The organism is Mesorhizobium sp. M3A.F.Ca.ET.080.04.2.1 (assembly GCF_003952525.1).
Lineage (GTDB): Bacteria > Pseudomonadota > Alphaproteobacteria > Rhizobiales > Rhizobiaceae > Mesorhizobium.
This window is the reverse complement of sequence record NZ_CP034451.1, coordinates 3,751,963-3,771,684: the sequence shown is the minus strand read 5'-3', so window position 1 is coordinate 3,771,684 and position 19,722 is coordinate 3,751,963. Positions and strand designations below refer to the sequence as shown.

Genomic DNA, 19,722 nt, shown 5'->3' with positions numbered 1-19,722 from the left:
TCCAACTAAATAATGGCCGCGACGGTCTGGGGACGCGCACAAGAAGCTTGGCTGCTATCGCTTGAACGCTCCGGGTGGGTCCGCGCGCCTCACCACCCAGCCTGTACTCCGAGGTGTGGTCGCGAAGATGGGCGCGTGCCTGCAGCGGCTGGGTGGCGCCCGGCTTCGGCGTTGTTGTACCACTCGCGATTCCTGGCACACGCATGCCTCCGGGCCGCTGGGGGCAGTTTGCAATCCGGCATTGCGGACCTCCTTCTCGTTGATGGGCGTAGGTAAGCGTCAACGCATTAGTCGTCGATGAAACAGTCCAGCCGACAGAAAAAAAGGCAATACAGCGAACATGCAAAGTGCGCCTATATGCAGCCCTACATTGTCGCCCAGGCGGCCGAGCATCACCGGACGGATTAGATCGATAGAATTCGCCAGCGGCGAGAAGGCCGCAATCTGCTGAAACACTCCTGGCAATTGGCCGACTGGAAAAACCGCGCCCGAAAGGAACAGCATGGGTGTGATGACAAGCGTCTGATAGAAAATAAAATAGTGATAACTGGGCGCGAGCGCGATGACGAGCATGGCCAGGCTCGCAAAGGCGAACCCGGTGAGAGCGATGACCGGCAGCACGTAGAGAACCGACGTCCACGCGGCATAACCTAGCGCGGCGGCAACAATCGCAATTGTCGTACCGGCCAGAAAGGCCTTTGTGGCTGCCCAGGTCAATTCACCGAGAACGATGTCGCCGAGGGTAAGTTGTGTGTGCAGGATTGCTTCCCAAGTGCCCTGATCGCGCATTCGACCGAAAACCGCGTAAATTGTTTCGAAGGTTGATGCTGTCATCGCGCTCGTCGCAACCATGCCGGCTGCCAGAAAGGCGATGTAGGATGCACCTTCGATGCGGCCTACCAACAGTCCAAGGCCAGTGCCGAGCCCGAAAAGGTAAATCATCGGATCAGCAAGGGTGCCGAGCATTGAAGCAAATGCCACCTTCTTCCATGCCAGATGATTGCGGCGCCACACCGCGATCCAGTTCCAGGCGTTGGCGGGTAGAGCGGCCGCAAAACGTTCACCCATTGCTCACTTCTCCATCTCACGTCCGGTTAACCTCAAGAAAACGTCCTCCAGACTGGGTGGACGCTCTAGAATACGCAGACCCGCTCGACCGCGAAGCTGGATGCGCACATCCTCCGGCTCAGGCGCATAGCAAAAGAGCGTCTCGCCGCTTACCTCGACACGCTGAACGTACGGTCTGATCAGCGAAATCAGCTCCTGTGGATTGCCGCCGAAGATCTCGATCACGTTGCACCCAATGTACTCGTCGATCAGCGCATGAGGACTGCCCTCGGCGATCTTGCGTCCCCGCTCGAGAACACACAGCCGATCACAAAGCCGCTCAGCCTCTTCCATGAAATGGGTGGTCAAAATGATCGTTTTTCCGCTCGCCAGCAGGAAACGAAGTCGCTCCCAGATCAGATGGCGGGCATGCGGGTCGAGGCCGGTCGTGGGCTCATCCATCACAAGCAACTGGGGGTCGTTGATCAGAGCACGTGCCAGCGTCAGGCGCCGCTTCATCCCGCCGGATAGCAGGCCGACACGTGAATCCGCCTTGCTCTCAAGGCGAGCGAACTCGAGGAGCCGTGGGATGACGGCGTTGATCTCTCTTGTACTCATGCCGAAGTAGCGCCCGAACACCAACAGGTTCTCGCGTACCGTAAATTCCAGGTCGAGATTGTCGAACTGCGGGACCACGCCTATGCCCTTGCGGGCCAAGCGGCTGCGTGCCGGCACTGGTAGACCGAGGACTGTTATATCACCCGCGTCAGGCCGGGTCATACCGAGGAGCATACGCGCAATCGTGCTCTTGCCTGCGCCGTTCGGCCCCAGCAGACCGAAGCACTCTCCCGATGCAACGGTGAAGGACAGCCCGTCCACAACGAGCTTGTTTCCGAATAATTTGGTTACGCCGGTAAGGTCGATTGCTACATTGGACATGCGTCTATCTCAAGCGGAATGAGTCCGATTGGCCACCGGCAGCTTACTTGCGAATTCTGGTTCAGAGCAGGCCACCGCCTTGAGATGGCACCTTTGGAAAGTCGCGGCCGGAGCGACGCGTGTATCGCTTCCGCCAAAGAATAACGTCAAGATGCCACGTGTCGCTTCCAGATAGTTCCCGTTCTGACCATAGGTAACTCGAAAGCTTCACCCCGTGTCGACTGACACAACTTACTCGGTCACTCGGCGCTGCAAGGCCGTCAGACTTCACCAGCTGTGAGCGAAAGATCTGCAGTATGAAGTGACTCCGCAATTCCAGAATTGCCCGCAGCATTTGCTCCGGCAAGCGGCATCGCGCTTGTGATTTCCTTTGTGCTCCTGTTGGGCAGGGGAACACTTTTACGCGACAGCCAATCGCTATTGCTCAATGTACACAGGGCGTAAGCCTTCAAGGGGATCAACAGGAATATCCTGATTAACGCGTGCATTGAATAGCCGATGAATCGAAGCTGCCGAGTGCGGAAAGATAACACCGTAGATCTGATTATGGTCATCGTGACAATAGCCAGCACCGTCCACCAATTTACTGTATGTGAAAATAGTAGCTCACCGAGCGCCGTTACTACCGCGATGCCGAGCAACAATGGGCCGAGATTCTCTCCCATCACATCCAAAGTTAGATAGCGATCCAGGCCACGCAGTAGACCTCGCGCAAGCATCGTGTCCCGGAAGGTGCTTCGTGCCCAGCGGAGTTGTTGGCGCAAATAAGGTCCCATCTTGTCCGGAACGACTGTCGCCGCGACGGCACCTGGAACGTACTCGGTTCGAAAGCCTGCTTTCAGCATGAGGATCGTAAGATGACGGTCTTCACCGAAGTCGCTTGGTTTCCCCCTGAACAGCTGCGTCTCGTATTGATCCAGCAGAGAAAGGAGACAAGACCGGCGGTACATTGCACATGGGCCGCAGCAGCACATGACCGCACCAAAGCGACCTTGCGCCGCGCGCTCCTCATTGCAAGCCAGCCAGTATTCCATATCGATCAATCGGGTCAACCAAGTGTCGCTGCGGTTGTATGCCGTCAGCTGGCCCATGGCCGCTCCGACCATGGAATCCCGCATTTTTACTGCAAGCTTTGTGATGACGTCGGACGCAAGTGTCGTGTCAGAGTCGACGCTGAGCACGAAATCTCCAGATGAGCGGCGGATGGCGGCGATCTGCGCCTTGCGTTTGCCAACATTCTCGCGGAGCAGAATGAAATTGAATCTCGGGTCGCCCTCGTAGGCGTGATGTACCGGGATGACGGCATTACGATTTCCAGAACCGTCGTCAACCAGATAGACCTGAAATGTTCCGGCGTAATCTTGATTTGCAATGGAAGCTAAACACGCCGCGAGTGTGCGCGGGTCCTCATTGTAGCAGGGGATAATGACATCCACGCTCGGCCAACGGTCGGATCCGAACAAGCTTTCCGACGGCGGCGTAACATTTTCCGGTTGGGAGTAGACCGCTTGCATGCCTCTGTAAACAGTCGAGAGCACCGCATAAGACGAAACGGCAACAGTACTGGCTGTGGTGAGAAGGTCCATAGGATCTCTGTTTGTTCAGGGGTGTTGAGGAAGTGATCGGATTACAAATCCGCGGCCGTGCAATTCTGGAATTAGGCGTGACAACGCTGTCACCGTCTGGTCGCGCAGACTGGCTTGATTGCCTGGTTGCAATTCGTCGGGAGCGCACCCGTCGTGCAACAGCACGATTGCGCCCGGCCGGATATCGGCGAGCACTCTGTCGACGATGGCGTCAACGCCGGGGCGAGACCAGTCGCGTGGATCAATGGACCAATGGACGGGCGCCAATGCCGCACCCGCTGATGCAGCGATTACTTCTTCGGTCCAGATGCCATACGGTGCACGAAAGTACCGAACCATGGCCTGCGGGCAAGCCATCCCTATGACTCTGTTTGCCTCAACTATCTGGCAGTCGACTTCGACGGACCCGCATTTGGCCAGGTCCGGATGAGTCATCGTGTGGTTGGCTATACCGTGCCCGTCTGTAATAATTCGGCGAACGAGTTCCGGCTCGTCGGCCGCGTAGGCCCCAACAACGAAGAAGGTCGCCGTCACCTGATGTTGCGCCAGCACATTGAGTATCTGCGGTGTGAAAAATGAATTGGGACCATCGTCAAACGTCAGATAGACGCTGCGCTCTGCAGTGCCATCGGCATTGTCACTCTGCCCTTCGCATATGTAGTCCAGAGGCTTCATAGTTCCGGACCGTTCCGGTCGATCAGGGTACCGGACGGCCACTCGTCCATCGAGCGTCCGATCGGCGAAACCAACACGAGTACGTCTTCCAGGCGCGTGGGCGGCAGGTCGGGATGCACATCTGGACGGGTCGATCGTACGCGAACGCCCGACACAATGTTCGCGAGGCCGGCTCTGCAGAATCTTTCGACATGGTTTCGCAGCGCGTGCCGAACCGTGCCGAAAGCGAATGGAACACCCAACTGATGGAGCACTGGGTACGCCACGCGCATCGAAAAACCGATTCCGAGCCCTTCAAGATCCGGACGAACCGCGTACAGGCCCAATTCAGCGACGATCAAGTCGACCTCGCCAACTTTGATGAAGCGCCGCAGCATGCCGATGTGAGCCGCTACCCCATGCGCGTCGTAGCCGATTGCGCGGAATTCCGGCCTCGCGCCGGCCCAACTGCGGCCGCCTTCGAATGGCTCCGCGTTGAAGGCGCCAGTCCGTCCATAGGTCTTTCGAAAAAAGTCGGAGAGTTCGACATGGTCGGCCAGTTGCAGCTCATTTTCCCAGCACAACTTCCAATCGACATTCGGGCGCATGGAAGACCTCACCTTGGAGCTGTCTGGTTGAGATAAATGTCCAAGCATTGGTTAAATAATTGGCATCGCACCAACGGGGCGTAACTTGTGGAGACCGCCGAAAGACCAAGCCGTAATGCAGATGCGACTGACTTTGTGCGCCCCGCACACCAGATGATGCTCCTCGGATCCAACGCAACCATGGGAACTACCTATCTTTCCAACTTGAAGCGCCTCTATGGGACCTGCAGCAAAAACGGTAAAATCCTTTGTTTAGATGAAAGGTATCCACGCTTTGGATAACTGGGCGAATGCGTTCCATATGGCTGGTCAATTATCGTCGTCACGCTCGAGGCACTTCTGACGAAGCGCAAAGCTCACGCCCGCGGCACGCGCGGCCGTTGCCGGGCCGCGCGATTATCTCCGTAAGAGCCGAGCGGAGCTCAGACACGACGATTGATCAGAATCTGATTCGCGGGTTCAGTATCTCTTTCGTGTATCCAGCTCTGGGCTGTCCTTTGGCGGGAGTTAGGTTCGCCCAGGTTCTGAGCCTGGGGCGTCGGCCCGTTCGCCGCACAGGCTCCTTCGCACATCGTCGAGGCCGAGAAAGAGGGGGCCACACAGCTCCCCCTGTACTTTCCACCACCCGACACCAGCGCTCACCCAGGGCGCCGGCCTTGCTCACCTCAACGGATAGCGCACTCGCGCCGCTTCACGATTAAAAGAATTCTACAAGCAGATGCCTGTTTGATCGTGAGACGTCCGCTGCCAATTCCCGCATCGCAGAGGCAGCCAATAGCGCTCGCTTCACATAGTGGTCCGGCAAGCAGCTAGATACGACAGGTGACCTCAAATGAGGCGTCTTGCATGGCTTCTACACCTGCCTGAATGCCAGAACTGCGTTCGTACCGCCCATGGCGAAGGCGTTGCTCATGGCGACGCGCACCTTGCGCTCGCGCGGCACATTGGGTGTGATGTCGAGGTCGCAAGCGGGATCTGGCTCGCGATAGTTGGCGGTCGGCGGCACGACGTCCTCTTGGATTGCCATCACGCAGGCGATCATTTCAAGCGCGCTCGCTGCGCCGAGGCAATGCGCGTGCGTGGACTTGGTGGAAGAGATGGACATCAAATAAGCGTGGTTTCCAAACACACGCTTGATCGCCGCCGTTTCAGTCTGATCATTGCTTTTGGTACCGGTGCCGTGCGCGTTGAGGTAGTCGACGTCCTCGGCATTCAGCCCGGCATCGGCAAGGCAGGCGCGCATCGCCGACGCTGGCCCCTCGACAGATGGCGCGGCAATGTGGAAGGCATCGGCGGAAAGGCCGACGCCGGCGATCTCGGCAAGAATTGTGGCACCACGCCTCGTGGCATGCTCGTAGCTTTCCAGCACGGCCATGCCCGCACCCTCGCCCAGCACCAGGCCCTTCCTATCGGCGGAGAAGGGCCGGCAGGTATCGGGTGAAAGCACGCGCATTGCTTCCCATGCTTTCAGCACGCCCCATGCGAAGGGTGCGTCGCTGCCTCCGGAAACCATTACGTCGGCCCGGCCCAGCTTGATCTGGTCCACCGCCGAGGCGATCGCATGGTTGGCCGAGGCACATGCGGAGGTCACCCCGAAGACCGGCCCGCGCAAGCCGAGGCTCAAGCTAAGATGGACGGAAGCGGCGCTGGGCATCACCTTTACTCCAGTGAAGAGTTCAGCACGGATTGCGCTACCCAAAAGCAGTGAGCGGTAAGTTTGTTCTGTTGCGTATGAACCGGTAAATCCGACGCCCACTGTCGCGCCGAAGCGATGGGCATTCCCCTCGTCCCAGGAAAGTCCGGCCTGCCGCATGGCTTCGCGCGCTGCAAGCACGGCGAGCAAGCTGAAGCGGTCCATGGAGATGAGATGCCCCCGGTTGATGTCGTGCTGGGGCAGCGCCTTGATCTCAGCGCCGGTCATGCCCTCCAGGTCATGAAGCTCGGAATTGGCGATCGGGCCGATGGCGGAGCGGCCTTCGCGCATCTCTTTCCACATAGAGGCGGCGTCGGTGCCCAGTCCGCACAGGCCGCCCACTCCGGTGATAACGACGCGCCTGTCCATTCAAGCCTCCTTCGCAAGCAAGCCGCGGACGGCTTCCACGACGTCGCCGACATTCTTGAGATTGGACCAGGCATCGGCCGTGTTCATGTCGATCTTGATGCCGTAGGCCTGCTCCACATCCCAGAGGACGTCCGCCAAACCCAGCGAATCAAACCCGAGCGCGTCCAGTTCCGTGGCGATTGTTATCTCGCCGACGAATGACGCAGGCATTCCCTCACCGCTCTCCGACTCGGCGCGTTTCTTGATCAGGGCAATGACGTCCGTTGCGAATTGATCGGCCATTCTGTTTCCTGTCTTTCTTTCCCGCGTTTCGACCTGGACGCGGCTCAGTTCCTGAGGCGCGCCGCGTCGCGAAAGCCATCACGCTTGGGCAACTGACAAAGCCCAATGCTCATAAAGCCGGATCAGGTCCGGCCGGTGTGTGGCGTAGGTGCAGTATGACGATGTGAGCCGCTACACCGTGCGCGTCTCCCAGTCTGTCCATAGACTCGGAAGAAGTCGGACCCGGTCAGTTGCAACTCCCTTTCCCAGCACTCCACTGCCCGGTAGAGCGCATGAAAAATCTCCTTTCGGGCGGTTTCTGTTCTGCCCATGCAGGATTCCAGAACATTGATGAAATCGTTTGTTTCGATGAAAGGCATCCACACTTTGGATGGTTGACACGCGTTTCAAAGATCGTGAACTACATCTCGTCGTTGTGCTCGACGCACTCCCGACAGAGCGCAACCTCATGGGCGCGGCATGCAGGATTAACCGAGCCCAGCCGGTCATGAGTGCGGCCGGCCGGGTCGGGCGATAGGCAGTCATGCCCTGCCCTTCCTGCGGGTCAAGCACTCCGAAAAAACATTTCCCCCATAAATGCTAGATCTTCCGTTGCCTTTTCGCGGGCTTCTGCGTGAGGTGAGGCACGCCATCCATGGCATGTGGCACACGCACGCGATGCCAGTGCACGGTCGTTTTCTCGGCAAGGCCGTTCTCTACCTCGACCCGCACGCGCTCGCCCTGACGGACCCGGATTTCCGGGCCTGGAACGGGCCTTCGGCGCGCAATCGAGCCCGGTTCACCCGGCCCAATGGCGTCCACTTTGGGGGCGCATGCACTGCAGACCCGCTGGACCTGATCCGGGAGAGGATGGGCGCGGCGATTGGAATAGCTATGAAAGCGCATCGGACCGTGGAACTGCGCGCGCAGACTTTCGGAGGAAGGCTCGCTTTTAAACGTTATCGTGCAACTCTGACCGTTCTTCGCCTTGGCGGGTGCCGCGGAAGAATCCCGGGTTCTGCGAGCGCTGCGAGAACACCTGCGGTCGATCCTGTACCACAATCTCGCGAAGCTCGATGCTCTCTACAAACGATGTCTTGGATTCTCACGCCCTTATTTCAGCACTTCGCTCGCTTGCCCGACTCGGCCGCGGTCAGCCTTCACCGCCAATTTTATTGGCGCAGCGACGTTCCTATCGGTTCAGGCGAAGCTTCTTGAACCTGCCGCTCTCTCGTTGCCCTGGCACGATTAATCGTCCTCTCAGTCTGTCATTGGCGGAGTCGCTCCTGAGGCGCGCGCCGGCGAGTTCGAGGAGCGCGTGGCTATCTCCTCGGTCCAGCCGGATTCCGCTGCGCGCTCAGCCAATTCCTGGAAGGCCGATTCCAAGGCGAGCTGGCATTGAAGGCCGCGGTCCGGATGGTCGACTAGCTTGGTTCCACGATCGCAATGCTTGATCGCTTCATTGCAGGCCATGGGCTCTCGCCCTCTCCTTTTGCCACACGAGGCGCCAGCTCACGTGTTGTGCGCCCCGGCAACCGCTTTCACCAGCCGCTCCAGCGATCCCGCGCGCTCCAGCTCCGCAAAGAATGATGCGGCGTGACGCTACCCAGCCGGTGCTTCTCGGCCATTTGCACACATAGGGATAGTCGACCATGAAATCGGACCGAGGCGAGGCGTTGGACGTTTCAGTCTTGGTCTGAATGCGCCGCCCACGAGCCGATCGGCCTTCTCGATGATTTGGCGCACCCTCGTTGTCGACAAGCCATGTTCCTGAGCCAGGTCGGCGAAACTCTTGCCCTTCAGAAAGCCGTCGACCAGGGCTATGTTCCTATCGACGGTCGGCTAAATCCCAGCAGGCGCGCGCAGTTTTCCGGCATCATTCCGTTTGTTCATCCGCTTGTCCGCGCCCCCTGCAAATCCTACCGGGCCAAATCGGTGCTTGGAAGACCCACTCATGTCATGGCCTCGGGAAAGTACAAGGCCGACGGTTATGTGAATACGAAAGATGCTGGCGATCACCATGATCGTTGGTGACCGCTGACCTCCCCAATGTCGGCTTCGACGGCACACCGGGAGCTCTCGGCAATGTTGAATAATTCCGTTTGAAGATGGTTGACTTCGTCGTCGAGGCTCGATCCATCAGGATCGGTATCGACGATTCTATATTTGAGAAACCCAAATTCGTTTGACTCGCGCAATTCGCTGTACGGCGTATCATCGCAAGCGCGGGATTCCGACATCCTGCGAAGTGCCCGCGTTGCTGGAATCGATTTTGCGGAAGTAAAAAGGCCCCGGCGCTGGGTCGGCGCGCAGGGCCTTCAGGCATGTACGAGCTACCAGCATGTCCAGTTATGATCGTGCGCTATCATAATGAACAAACGGTGAATGATCGCTATCCGAGGTGCAGGGCGGGCGAGATGGTGGGGCGGTGGGGGACCTGTACCGCTGCAGCGGGGCCACGAGCAGCGACTCGAGCCATGCGCCACGCTGCAGGACCTCGATTTCGGGCCAAGCCTCGAGCCCGCAACTCGCCTTGCTTCTCGGAAATCATAAGGCTTTGTGGGGCGGTTAAGCAGCGCGATATGGCCGCGGCGATACGAAGTTTTCATCTTTACCCTGTTCAGACGGTCAGGCTGCCTTCGCCGCCGGCTTGGCTGCCTTGACATGGGTTATACTGCGGCGACCGTCGACGCCGATCGGAACGTCACCGTCAACCGTAGCGCGACGCACAACCCGGTGCTGGTCGCCATAGTCGTTGACCGCATAATGCTGGTTAGCACGGTTGTCCCAGATAGCGACGTCGCCTACTTGCCAGCGCCACCGCACGGTATTTTCCGGGGCAGTGACGTAGGACTGGAACACCTCGTAGAGTTTGGCGGAATCGCTCTTGGAAAGGCCGACGAGGCGCTGCACGAAATTGCCGAGCAGCAGCGACTTCTCCCCGGTTTCCGGATGGACGCGCACGACCGGATGCTCGGTCTCGTAGATCGTCGATGTGAAAACTTCCTCGAAGTGCTTCTTCTCTTCGGCTGTGGCGCGCGGGCGCACGGCTGCGTAGTCGTAGGCATTGCTATGAATAGCCCACAGATTGTCCGCCAATATTTTGAGCGGCGCCGGCAGATTCTCGTACGCGGCGTGCGTGTTGGACCAGATCGTGTCGCCCCCCGCCGCCGGAATGACGACGCCACGTAGGACCGAGAATTTCGGATAGGCATCGACGAAAGTCACATCGGTATGCCACTGGTCTGCCCTGCCACCGCCACGGCCGGAATCGAGATTGAGGATTGAGGCCGTGCCGGCTGCCGGCCCCTGCGTGGGATGAGGTACAAGGTTACCCAGACGCCGCGCGAACAATTCCTGCTCCGCATCGTCGAGATGCTCCTGGCCGCGGAAGAAGATCACCTTGTGTTTTAGAAGAAGCTGGTTGATGGCTGCTATCGCTGCGTCCGAAAGGTCTCCACCAAGGCGAACTCCTCTGATTTCAGCTCCAACACGGCTGGTCAGCGGTACAACGTCGGAGTCAGGAATTCTCTTCGTCAAGCTCGAAAGCCAAAATCCCGGCGGATCGATCAAGGATCGCATTGCGTTGTCGATGATCGTTAATGCCGAACAGCGTGGCCAGCTCGCGCCGGGCGGTACAATCATCGAAGCGACCGCTGGCAACACAGGGCTCGGCCTGGCCTGGCGGCACGAAGCGCGTGATCGCGTGTCCAAAAGCTGACAGCGTCAGACAAATGTCAGGTTCATTACAACCAACATCTGGGCACTGACGAGGTTTTTCGAAGCAATGGGCGCTAACTGCGCGCTGAGCGCGTTGGCATGGCTTTTGAGACTGAGTGACTGTGACTGCACTTAATGGGGCAAGACGAGCGATGCGCTCCTCCCTGAACCCGTGTGCCGTCTCTGAGAGGAAACCAGCTCGTGCAGAAACCTTTGGAAATAGCTTTGGACCGCAACGTGGTATTGCAGATGGAGTCCCCGGCTCCTTCGATTAGAGTCGAGAACTGGCTGCATGGCGAGCCCCTCACGAGCTTTGAGCCCGGCAAGTGTACATAGTCGAATTTTGGGCAACTTGGTGCGGCCCATGTGTGGACGGGATGCCCCATCTGATCCAGCTGCAGGGCGTCGCCAGGCGCGCCATCTGGACAGCAGGAGCTGGACTATGGGCAAGGTAACAGGCTTTCTCGAAATCGACCGGCAGGTGCACAAGTACCAGCCGGCCTCCGACCGCATCCGGCATTTCCGTGAATTCACGCTGCCGATGTCGGACAAGGAGGTCGAGAAACAGGCCGCGCGCTGCATGGATTGCGGCATTCCGTTCTGCCACGGGCCAACGGGCTGTCCCATCCACAACCAGATCCCGGACTGGAACGACCTCGTCTACAATGGCGACTGGGACAATGCGATCCGCAACCTGCATTCGACCAACAATTTCCCGGAATTCACCGGCCGCATCTGCCCCGCACCTTGCGAGGAAGCCTGCACGCTGAACCTCGAGGACATTCCCGTCGCCATCAAGACGGTCGAGCAGGCGATCGCCGACAAGGCTTACGAGACCGGCCATATCAGGCCCTATCCGCCGGAGAAGAAGACCGGCAAGCGCGTCGCCGTCATCGGCTCCGGCCCGGCCGGCATGTCGGCTGCCCAGCAGCTCGGCCGCGCCGGCCACGACGTCCATGTCTATGAGCGCGAGAGCCGGCCCGGCGGGCTGATGCGTTACGGCATTCCCGACTTCAAGATCGAGAAGCACTATATCGACCGGCGCATCGAGCAGATGCAGGGCGAGGGCGTCACCTTCCATTGCGGCGTCAATGTCGGCGTCGACAAGCCGGTTGCCGAGCTGCTCGCCGAACATGACGCGGTGCTTTATTGCGGCGGTTCCGAAACGCCGCGCGCGGCCGGCATTCCCGGCGACGATCTCGGCGGCGTGCATGACGCGATGCCCTATCTGGTGCAGCAGAACAGGCGTGTCGGCGGCGAACCGATCCAGTCGGTGGCGTGGCCGTCGCATCCGATCCTCGCCGGCGGCCAGCATGTGGTCGTCGTCGGCGGCGGCGATACCGCGTCCGACTGCGTCGGCACCGCCTTCCGCCAGGGCGCGGTCCGCGTCACCCAGCTCGACATCCGTCCGCAGCCGCCGGAAAAGGAAGACAAGCTTTCGGTCTGGCCCTACTGGGCGACCAAGATGCGCACCTCGTCCTCGCAGGCCGAAGGCGCCGAGCGCGAGTTTCAGGTGGCGACGCTCGAGTTCATCGGCGAAGACGGCCAGCTGACCGGGGTCAAATGCTGCGAGGTCGACGAAAAGCGCAAGCCGATCGCCGGCAGCGAATTCGTCATTCGTGCCGATCTCGCGTTCATCGCCATCGGCTTTGCCGGGCCAGCCGCTCGCGGGCCGGTGTCGGAACTGGCCGGCCAGATGAAGATCGCCATTGACAGCCGCCGCTCGAAGAATGTCGAGGCCAATGACCGGGACTACAGGACCAGCGTCGAAAAGCTCTATGCGGCGGGCGACGTGCGGCGCGGCCAGTCGCTGGTCGTCTGGGCGATCCGCGAGGGCCGCCAGGCGGCGCGCGCCATCGATGAGGCGCTGATGGGATCGAGCGTGCTGCCGCGCTGAGTCCGTCTCGAGACCCTACTTGTGCGGCCACCTGAAGGCGCTTTCCGCCCTTCCGCTGCCCCGGGCAGCTTACGGACTGATCGCCGTGGTCGTTTCGGTTGTGGCCCCGGCCGCAGGCTGCCGCCTTGGCGGCCAAGAAAAATCGTCGGCGCGGCCGGGCGAAGCAGCGCTGGGTTTAAGTGCTTGGGGTGACACGGCGTGATCTCCGCCGTTGGCGGGAACAGGGCAGTGCAATAGTACTGCCCTGTTCCTTTTGATCAGAGGCCAGTGCGGATTTCTTCGGCAAGCGCCCTCAACGTCGTCTCGACGTCATCGCCGTTTGCCATCTTCTGCATCGCCACGGCCCATGCGTTCATGGCTTCGCCGAAGCCGACACGCGGTGTGAAAGCCAGCGCGGCTTGATCCTGTATCTTTTTGAAGCTGTCAACGAAGTTGTTGAACTCGGGCTGCGAAGCGTACTTAGTCTAGGTATCGTCCTGCCAGGTCGACGTGCGCGGCGGATTGACGAGCTGGCCAGCAAGGGCACCCTTGAGCGCCACCTGCTTGGAGGTGGCCCACGGGATGAACAGCCAGGCCGTGCCCTTCTTTTCGGAAGCCGCGTTCATGGCGAGAGCCCAGATCCAGATGTCAGAATCCAAGCTCGTGGCGCTCGGTGCGTGCAGCGGCGGAGCGAAGGCGATCTTGCCGGATGCCGGCTTCCCCGCAACATCGTTCCAGAAGCCGAACATTTTTGAGTCGATCGTCATCGCGGTGCGGCCGGACGAGATGCCGTCCACGACCTGGTTCCAGTTATCATTGGCGAAGGAAGGAGCCGCGCACTTCTTGATCATGTCCGAATGTAGTCGTATCCAGCATCGGTAAGCTTCGGATCACTCAGGTATTTGTCCAGCAGGCGCCACTCGGAGCGAGGTCCTACGCGGGCTGAATGCCAGTGCCGAACACATCCCATGCTGGCGACTTCGTCGTCAGTTGGATCGTCATCTTGTTCCAGTAAGAATCGTCTGGGTAGAGTTCCGGCGTGACCTTGATGCCGGGTCAGCTTCTCGAACTCCGGAAAGTTGCGCAGCGAGAGCATCCGCATAGGGGTGGATGTCGTAGGCCCAAGTTATGCTGGTCCCTTCGAATTGACGCCAGTTCACGGTGTCGGCAGCGGCCGAATTAGTGAGCGATGCCGAAACGGCAAGAAACGCCAAGTCAAAAGCAAGCTGTTTGCGTAGCGACGCGCACCTGTAACGAGTACGGGGAATGAGCGACCCATGTAATCCTCCCTGGGGCATTTTGCCAATTTTTGGGTCCACTCCTCCATCCCGAGTTTGCTCATAGCCACAATAAGCGGTTTCCAACGACCTCGCTCTGAATGCACCAGGCCAACTGGGTAAAAACGGGTAACCGGCACTTAAAGGCGATGTAGTATCGCCACCAGAAATACTGCTCCGTGGTGCTGGCCTTTGCCTGGGGGCGCAACACGGCAACTACCCGCTCAAAACGGTTGGTCCTCTACCTCTTATTCACCGTCGCTTTCCTCGCGGCCTAACCCGGCCGGAATATCCGTTGCCAGAAAAAGGCCTCGCGGCCGGTTCGAGGCGCATCCCTCCTCCGAAGCAGCACGCTCAAGTATCGTCACAAGCCCCGAGCGCTTCGCGTTCGGCGATGTCCAAATTCCGACAATGTCGGATACAGTCAGATCTACTGGATTGCGTTTGAATGGTTTTCTCATTTGGCACAGTACATGCGGGTCATCCGCAAAACACGTGACCGACCAACAAGAGTTCGCATGATCACCTTACCACAACATACAGCCGCCGCGGAACAATCACTTGGCCCCTGATCGCCCGCCCCGGCACCACAACCGGAGTCATCGATGTTCTGACAGGCTGCCCAAGGATACCTGCTGCAACAGGGCTTGCCCTGGTGACGACCACTCCGGCTCCGCCGGTTACCGACGAGGGCAAAGTGACGGATTTCCTGCTTTTCAACGGCATGGAGGTGGCTGTCATTCCCGACCACCGCGCCGCTCGTCACCGATATGGTCTGGTGCAGGATCGGCAGCGCGGATGAGCCGCCGGGGATATCTGCATGTCTTCGAGCATCTGATGCTCAAGGCGCCTCATGACGAGCACGGCTCCGTCGCCTGGAGAGATTGAACCCAAAGGGAGATTCAGATGTCTGAAGCGAATCAGGAAAAGTTGGACGCATTCTTGGGGAAAATGGTCGGCGATCTCGGTGCGATCGCAACGGGCGCGGGAGTCCTGCTGGGGGACAGACTCGGCCTGTTTAAGGCATTGCGCGAAGGCGGCAAGATGACGGCCGCCGAACTTTCGACACGCACCGGCACCCAGGAACGCCTCGTAAGGGAATGGCTTTCCGGGCAGGCGGCGGCGGGTTACGTCGACTACGATGAAGCGAGCGACAAATTCTATCTCAACGCCGAGCAAGAGCTGGTGTTCGCTGATGAAGACAGCCCGGCCTTCATGGCAGGCGCATTCGAGTTCCTGTCCGCGCTGTGGCTCGATGAAGAAAAGGTGAGGCAGGCATTCCAGTCCGGCAAGGGCGTCGGGTGGCACGATCATAGCGCGTGTCTGTTTCGCGGTACGGAACGGTTCTTCCGTCCAGGCTACAATGCCAATCTGATCGACTCCTGGCTGCCGGCCTTGGAGGGCGTCGTCGAGAAGCTCGAACGCGGCGTGGACGTCGCGGATGTTGGATGCGGTCATGGTGCATCGACCGTGCTCATGGCACAGGCCTTCCCCAATTCGCGCTTCGTCGGCTTCGACTATCATGCCCCCTCGATTGAGCGCGCCCGCAAGGCGGCCGAGGTAGCCGGCGTCGGCGTTAACACGCGGTTCGACGTGGCGGCCGCCAAGAGCTATCCCGGAACGTATGACCTCGTCACATTCTTCGATTGCCTTCACGACATGGGCGACCCGACGGGCGCCGCCACCCATGTCCACGGATCGCTCAAGCCGGACGGCACGTGGATGATCGTCGAGCCGTTCGCGCATGATCATCTGGCGGCGAACCTCAATCCCGTCGGCCGCGTTTACTATGCCGCTTCCACTTTCGTGTGCACGCCCGCATCCGTGTCGCAGGAAGTCGGGCTCGCGCTTGGAGCCCAGGCCGGTGAGGCGAGGCTGCGCAAGGTTGTGACCGGCGGCGGCTTCAAGCGATTGCGTCGCGCCGCGGAGACACCGTTCAACATGGTGCTGGAGGCCCGCCCTTAGCGTGGCCGTCGCCAGAAATTGCAGCTCATCGCATTTGATTGAAGATCACCGCCAAAAATCCGGACGCATCGGGGACATTTTCAAGGCGCCTGGGTTCACGCAGAGGTCGCTGCCGAGTTGTGTGCCAAGAGTCCCATACGTTGCGGCTCAGAAAGGACCCGACGCACGGCTACGAACATGCCCATAGTGATGGCCGCTATAATCACATATGCCCACCATGGCGCGTTCACAAAGCTGGTAAGCCACGTCGCACCGAACGCGCTTACGACAAAAACGAGAGCCTCGATAAAATGACTGAGCCTGTACACATTCAGTCGTCTCATCCTCATACCACCCATCCAAAGACTGAGCTTGTTGCGCTACTGCGACAGAGCCTAACATATTGGAGAGCGCTCACTATTTCTATGCTAAACAGTCTCGCCTGAGTATATGTTTTGAGTCGCTAATTATGGAATTCTGCCAGTCTGCATTTCCCCTGATCTGATGTAGAGCAGCTTCTAAGTGGGAATTAGTCCCCCATCGACCGGATCGGGCGACACGAACATGCGCTGAAGGCTTGGCGGAACGGCTACTGGGACCATGATGCTACTCGAATGCAAGATCGTGTCAGAACGTCCCGGGAAGGCTGCAGGCAGGGGATGTCAGGTCAATCAGCCTATAGATATGATACCGCCCATTCGCTGAGACTTCACGATGGGCATAGGAGGTGGGAATTCGTGCCTTGAGATGGACGCGGCTGTCGGAGCAGGCGAGCACGGCAGCAGCGATGGCCTGAACCTTCGGGCCGCTGACAAAAACGTTCACCACCGCACGCGAGCCGAACCCGTCGAGATACGTCTCGAAAGCATCGAGGTGGGCCATCAGCCCGAAAGCCTGGATGTCGCGAACTTCGCCATCTTCGAGCCGGTGGGTTTCACGTACCTTGGCCACCTGTTGATCGAGCAAAGCATCGATATGCGCATTCTTCTCGCTTCTTGGGACGAGGAGCGAGATCCGTTCCGGACTGACGATATCGATCAATCCGTAGAATACGTCGGCATCTCCTCCGATCCCCACGAGCAGGACTTTCTCTTCGCCCATTCCTCCGCTGCCTTGAAGATGAGGGACGGTGACGTATCGGTCCAAGCCGCTGGAAAAATCCTCTTTGCCGATCGCGTTCCCGTAGATACCTTCGGCGTACCCGAATTCGAGAGACTGAATCGACATTTTCTTGAATGCCACCGCAATCAGCCATTGGATGTAGATTCGCGGCATCGTCGAGCACTCGACGAAAACCTTCCGCAGGCTTCCTTCGTATGAGCCACATGAAGCGGCCATCTGAGTGAGCAGGTGATCGAGGAGATTGATGTTCTTCTGATACTCGATGGAAGGCTCGAGGGTGATCGCAGTCACTTCGACGCCCCATCGGGTACCCATAGCGATGAGCTTTCGCCGGTTTTCTTCGACGGCTGGGACGTTCGCTTCCTTCAGAGCAAAGTCCAGAACCACGATTTTGCCGACCTTCAGGTCAAGATGGTTTTCGAACGCGGCGAAACGCGTTTCCCATCCAAGCGCGACGATCGCGATATCTGCCTCCATCGTTTCGCAGGTACCTGCATCTCTCGCCTTCTCAGTGACGGCCAGATGGCCGAAGACTCGATACTCGACAGTTGAAGCGGTCATTCGAGATCGCTCTCGAAAAGCGAGTGCTGGAATTCGGTCTTGAGTGCGGGCCGCGCGACGAGCTCCTTAAACACCGAGTCGGCCCAGTCTTCTGGGAGCCGATGCCTGGTAAAAAGCAGGTCGACCATCTGCGCCGCAGGGATTGTGTTGATTTCGTACGGGCCGCGATAGGAGAACCCGAAGTAAGGTGCAAATCGCCGATGCAATCTGATCAGCATCTCCTTCGATGCGGGGTCGGCGCGGTCCACCTCAAAGTTGCCGGCGGCGGAGACCTCCCGGATAAACCCATCCCTTTCCGCCCGACGCAGGACCTCGTCCAGTTTTCCGCTGGGTTGCTCCAGTCGGTTCACCAGCGAGCGCATTTCCTTTAGATCAACCCTGAAAATGCCTCTCTCTGTCGTTCCTAGAGCATTTTCTTCGGCAAACTCTGTCTGGAGGCGAGCGGTCAGGTAACCCAACGCCCGCACCATGCGCACGCTCTCTTCTTCGTACGGATGTGAAAGCGCCTGAAGTCCATCAAGCTTCCGTTGAGAGGCGGCGTTCACAGCCTGTCTCTGCTGTTCGAGATGAATCTGTAAATCCGAGTTGATGAATTCCACCAGTTTTCGTGGATCACTGGAACTCGGAACACTGCGGCGGAAGATCTCTCCCATTATATCAAGGAAATCGCGTATACAGACGTCGCTCAATGATGTGATGATCTGGTGCCCTACGTACGGGTAGTCATGCAGACGCAGCATCTGGCACGCTTTCAGAAAAGCCCATCCCTGTTTCCGGGCGATCGACCTCTTCAGATTTGAAGCATCCGCCTTGCTCATGGGCCGGCGCTTGATTTCCGGGTTCATGAGCGCGAGCGCCAGCCCTTCGGCATAAGGGCGCGCTTTTCGATCAAGAAGGAATTGCTGCTGATCCGCCGTCCTCAAATTCACGGAGAGGAATTCACGTGCTGCATCAGCGAGTGCCACAAGCTCTTCTCTGCCCTCGGAATGACCCGATATGATAACCCGCTCGATGATGTCATTGACGGAAAGCCGCCCCAGCCGGTTTTTGAGCGAAAACGCGCTGAGCGCATCGTTGCGCTTGAGATCACTCCGCAGATGGTCAGGAAGCGCATAGTAGAGCCGAAGCGACGACACGTTCTCGCACAGCGTGGCGAACTCCCTCGGATCGACTGAATCAAGATTCTCGACGTCCCGGTCAGCATTCGAGAGCGACTGGCCGGGTATGATCGTCCGGATCGTGTCGTAAAGGCCGCCGATGTAGGCGAGGACCCATTTCACATTGCCGCGCGTCTTCCTCACCAAGGTGTTCAGGAACTGCTGTTGGAGCGGTGTCAGTGCCTCACAGTCGTCAATCAGGATCTTGAAGAAGGGCGCCCTGTCACCGGCGAAAGATGGGCCATTTAAAAGTGGGGTGATCGCGGTCGCGACCTTGTTAATGATCGCGCCAGGGTCTGTCGCTCTGAAGCCGGTCGCTCCCTCATCGGCGGCAAAGAAGAACGCGTTGAAGCATTCGTCGACGTACCGGGTTATCCCACCCCGCAGCTCATCTATGCTGAAGAAGTCGAGACGGGCAGGTTGGGGTATGAAGTGCAGCACTTCGCGATGCAGTGCCAAGGCGACGTCCCTATCTTCAGAGGCCCGGTATTTCAAGTGGCTGTCGCGTCTGAGCTGGCTGATGCTCTCGAGCAGGCGTTCGACTATCTTCAGCTCCAGATAGTGAGAGAAGATTACGAATTGCCGCGGGATCACGGCGGCCGTGTCGAAGCGTATCCGCTCCGGAATGAGGTTCAGAACCGCGTTGTCGATTAGGGGCGAAAATGTCTCATTGAGCTGGAAGAAGACGCCATACCAGCCGAGCTTGCCGACTTGGTCCGCGAGACTTTTGTCTTCGAGGATATGAACTGTGGAAAGCGAGCGAAGAATACTGGTCTTGCCGCTGCCTCTCGTCCCTGCGACGAAGACCGGCTTGGCGGCGGCAGAAATCAAGGCCGACTTCTGACTGAACCACAGTATCGGGCGACTTTCGTACTCGATCCTGTTGGGGCCGAACGGATTCTCCATCT

At 58.9% G+C, this 19,722-nt stretch carries 14 protein-coding genes and 5 pseudogenes; 7 read left to right on the top strand and 12 right to left on the bottom strand.

What is annotated here, in order from left to right:
• Window positions 1-279: 279 nt before the first annotated feature.
• The 7 genes from EJ074_RS18030 to EJ074_RS18000 all read right to left on the bottom strand — a co-directional run bounded on the left by EJ074_RS18030 (window position 280) and on the right by EJ074_RS18000 (window position 7,178).
• A complete protein-coding gene (locus EJ074_RS18030) occupies window positions 280-1,068 on the bottom strand; it encodes an ABC transporter permease (RefSeq protein ID WP_029356621.1) in 789 nt (262 codons plus the stop codon).
• A gap of 3 nt (window positions 1,069-1,071) precedes the next feature.
• Window positions 1,072-1,986, bottom strand: coding sequence for a nodulation factor ABC transporter ATP-binding protein NodI (gene nodI / locus EJ074_RS18025; protein WP_024505873.1), 915 nt, complete (start codon window positions 1,984-1,986; stop codon window positions 1,072-1,074).
• A gap of 260 nt (window positions 1,987-2,246) precedes the next feature.
• Window positions 2,247-3,572: a chitooligosaccharide synthase NodC gene (nodC, locus tag EJ074_RS18020; RefSeq protein ID WP_032899868.1), complete on the bottom strand. Its 1,326-nt coding sequence runs from the start codon at window positions 3,570-3,572 to the stop codon at window positions 2,247-2,249.
• 15 nt (window positions 3,573-3,587) lie between these two features.
• A complete protein-coding gene (gene nodB / locus EJ074_RS18015; RefSeq protein WP_126057632.1) occupies window positions 3,588-4,247 on the bottom strand; it encodes a chitooligosaccharide deacetylase NodB in 660 nt (219 codons plus the stop codon).
• Window positions 4,244-4,834, bottom strand: coding sequence for a NodA family N-acyltransferase (locus tag EJ074_RS18010; RefSeq protein ID WP_024505875.1), 591 nt, complete (start codon window positions 4,832-4,834; stop codon window positions 4,244-4,246). The genes nodB and EJ074_RS18010 overlap by 4 nt, the downstream gene beginning before the upstream one ends.
• Before the next feature lie 853 nt (window positions 4,835-5,687).
• Window positions 5,688-6,896 (bottom strand): beta-ketoacyl-[acyl-carrier-protein] synthase family protein, encoded by a 1,209-nt coding sequence (locus EJ074_RS18005; protein WP_126057631.1) that lies wholly within the window; start codon window positions 6,894-6,896, stop codon window positions 5,688-5,690.
• A complete protein-coding gene (locus tag EJ074_RS18000; protein ID WP_029356603.1) occupies window positions 6,897-7,178 on the bottom strand; it encodes an acyl carrier protein in 282 nt (93 codons plus the stop codon). It lies immediately after the preceding gene.
• A gap of 370 nt (window positions 7,179-7,548) precedes the next feature.
• On the opposite strand from EJ074_RS18000, the pseudogene EJ074_RS30275 reads away from it, so the two are divergent.
• Window positions 7,549-7,677 (top strand): annotated as a pseudogene (locus tag EJ074_RS30275) (LysR family transcriptional regulator); the annotation flags it as partial.
• Between the two features lie 104 nt (window positions 7,678-7,781).
• Here the strand turns inward: EJ074_RS30275 and EJ074_RS17995 are convergent.
• A pseudogene (locus tag EJ074_RS17995) lies at window positions 7,782-7,928 on the bottom strand (multicopper oxidase domain-containing protein); the annotation flags it as partial.
• 993 nt (window positions 7,929-8,921) lie between these two features.
• Here EJ074_RS17995 and EJ074_RS29745 point away from each other — a divergent pair.
• Window positions 8,922-9,191: a hypothetical protein gene (locus EJ074_RS29745; RefSeq protein WP_024504272.1), complete on the top strand. Its 270-nt coding sequence runs from the start codon at window positions 8,922-8,924 to the stop codon at window positions 9,189-9,191.
• Between the two features lie 594 nt (window positions 9,192-9,785).
• On the opposite strand, the gene EJ074_RS17985 is transcribed toward EJ074_RS29745, so the two are convergent.
• A complete protein-coding gene (locus EJ074_RS17985; protein ID WP_024504271.1) occupies window positions 9,786-10,739 on the bottom strand; it encodes a TauD/TfdA family dioxygenase in 954 nt (317 codons plus the stop codon).
• Here EJ074_RS17985 and EJ074_RS30270 point away from each other — a divergent pair.
• The 3 genes and pseudogenes from EJ074_RS30270 to EJ074_RS17970 form a co-directional block, all read left to right on the top strand.
• A pseudogene (locus EJ074_RS30270) lies at window positions 10,654-10,839 on the top strand (pyridoxal-phosphate dependent enzyme); the annotation flags it as partial. The gene EJ074_RS17985 and the pseudogene EJ074_RS30270 overlap by 86 nt on opposite strands.
• Before the next feature lie 275 nt (window positions 10,840-11,114).
• A pseudogene (locus EJ074_RS17975) lies at window positions 11,115-11,278 on the top strand (thioredoxin domain-containing protein); the annotation flags it as partial.
• A gap of 41 nt (window positions 11,279-11,319) precedes the next feature.
• Window positions 11,320-12,774 carry a glutamate synthase subunit beta gene (locus tag EJ074_RS17970; protein ID WP_024504270.1) on the top strand — a complete coding sequence of 485 codons (1,455 nt, stop codon included), beginning with the start codon at window positions 11,320-11,322 and terminating at the stop codon, window positions 12,772-12,774.
• A 464-nt stretch (window positions 12,775-13,238) separates the two neighbouring features.
• On the opposite strand, the gene EJ074_RS30265 is transcribed toward EJ074_RS17970, so the two are convergent.
• Window positions 13,239-13,604 (bottom strand): extracellular solute-binding protein, encoded by a 366-nt coding sequence (locus tag EJ074_RS30265; protein ID WP_245454714.1) that lies wholly within the window; start codon window positions 13,602-13,604, stop codon window positions 13,239-13,241.
• 1,054 nt (window positions 13,605-14,658) lie between these two features.
• On the opposite strand from EJ074_RS30265, the pseudogene EJ074_RS17960 reads away from it, so the two are divergent.
• Window positions 14,659-14,879: pseudogene (locus EJ074_RS17960) on the top strand (insulinase family protein); the annotation flags it as partial.
• 57 nt (window positions 14,880-14,936) lie between these two features.
• On the top strand, window positions 14,937-15,995 hold the full coding sequence (locus EJ074_RS17955; RefSeq protein WP_024504268.1) for a class I SAM-dependent methyltransferase: 1,059 nt from the start codon (window positions 14,937-14,939) through the stop codon (window positions 15,993-15,995).
• Window positions 15,996-16,601: 606 nt separating this feature from the next.
• On the opposite strand, the gene EJ074_RS17950 is transcribed toward EJ074_RS17955, so the two are convergent.
• Both EJ074_RS17950 and EJ074_RS17945 read right to left on the bottom strand, forming a co-directional pair.
• Window positions 16,602-17,657: a hypothetical protein gene (locus EJ074_RS17950; RefSeq protein WP_126057630.1), complete on the bottom strand. Its 1,056-nt coding sequence runs from the start codon at window positions 17,655-17,657 to the stop codon at window positions 16,602-16,604.
• Window positions 17,654-19,720 carry a hypothetical protein gene (locus EJ074_RS17945; RefSeq protein ID WP_126057629.1) on the bottom strand — a complete coding sequence of 689 codons (2,067 nt, stop codon included), beginning with the start codon at window positions 19,718-19,720 and terminating at the stop codon, window positions 17,654-17,656. Before EJ074_RS17945 ends, EJ074_RS17950 begins: the two co-directional genes overlap by 4 nt.
• Between the last annotated feature and the right edge of the window lie 2 nt (window positions 19,721-19,722).

Coding starts and splice junctions, on each gene's coding strand:
- EJ074_RS17945 (WP_126057629.1), bottom strand. CDS start 19,720: ATGGAGAATCCGTTCGGCCCCAACAGGATCGAGTACGAAAGTCGCCCG.
- EJ074_RS18000 (WP_029356603.1), bottom strand. CDS start 7,178: ATGGCCGATCAATTCGCAACGGACGTCATTGCCCTGATCAAGAAACGC.
- EJ074_RS18005 (WP_126057631.1), bottom strand. CDS start 6,896: ATGGACAGGCGCGTCGTTATCACCGGAGTGGGCGGCCTGTGCGGACTG.
- nodI (WP_024505873.1), bottom strand. CDS start 1,986: ATGTCCAATGTAGCAATCGACCTTACCGGCGTAACCAAATTATTCGGA.
- EJ074_RS17950 (WP_126057630.1), bottom strand. CDS start 17,657: ATGACCGCTTCAACTGTCGAGTATCGAGTCTTCGGCCATCTGGCCGTC.
- EJ074_RS17985 (WP_024504271.1), bottom strand. CDS start 10,739: ATGCGATCCTTGATCGATCCGCCGGGATTTTGGCTTTCGAGCTTGACG.
- EJ074_RS18010 (WP_024505875.1), bottom strand. CDS start 4,834: ATGCGCCCGAATGTCGATTGGAAGTTGTGCTGGGAAAATGAGCTGCAA.
- nodB (WP_126057632.1), bottom strand. CDS start 4,247: ATGAAGCCTCTGGACTACATATGCGAAGGGCAGAGTGACAATGCCGAT.
- EJ074_RS29745 (WP_024504272.1), top strand. CDS start 8,922: ATGTTCCTGAGCCAGGTCGGCGAAACTCTTGCCCTTCAGAAAGCCGTC.
- EJ074_RS18030 (WP_029356621.1), bottom strand. CDS start 1,068: ATGGGTGAACGTTTTGCGGCCGCTCTACCCGCCAACGCCTGGAACTGG.
- nodC (WP_032899868.1), bottom strand. CDS start 3,572: ATGGACCTTCTCACCACAGCCAGTACTGTTGCCGTTTCGTCTTATGCG.
- EJ074_RS17970 (WP_024504270.1), top strand. CDS start 11,320: ATGGGCAAGGTAACAGGCTTTCTCGAAATCGACCGGCAGGTGCACAAG.
- EJ074_RS17955 (WP_024504268.1), top strand. CDS start 14,937: ATGTCTGAAGCGAATCAGGAAAAGTTGGACGCATTCTTGGGGAAAATG.
- EJ074_RS30265 (WP_245454714.1), bottom strand. CDS start 13,604: ATGATCAAGAAGTGCGCGGCTCCTTCCTTCGCCAATGATAACTGGAAC.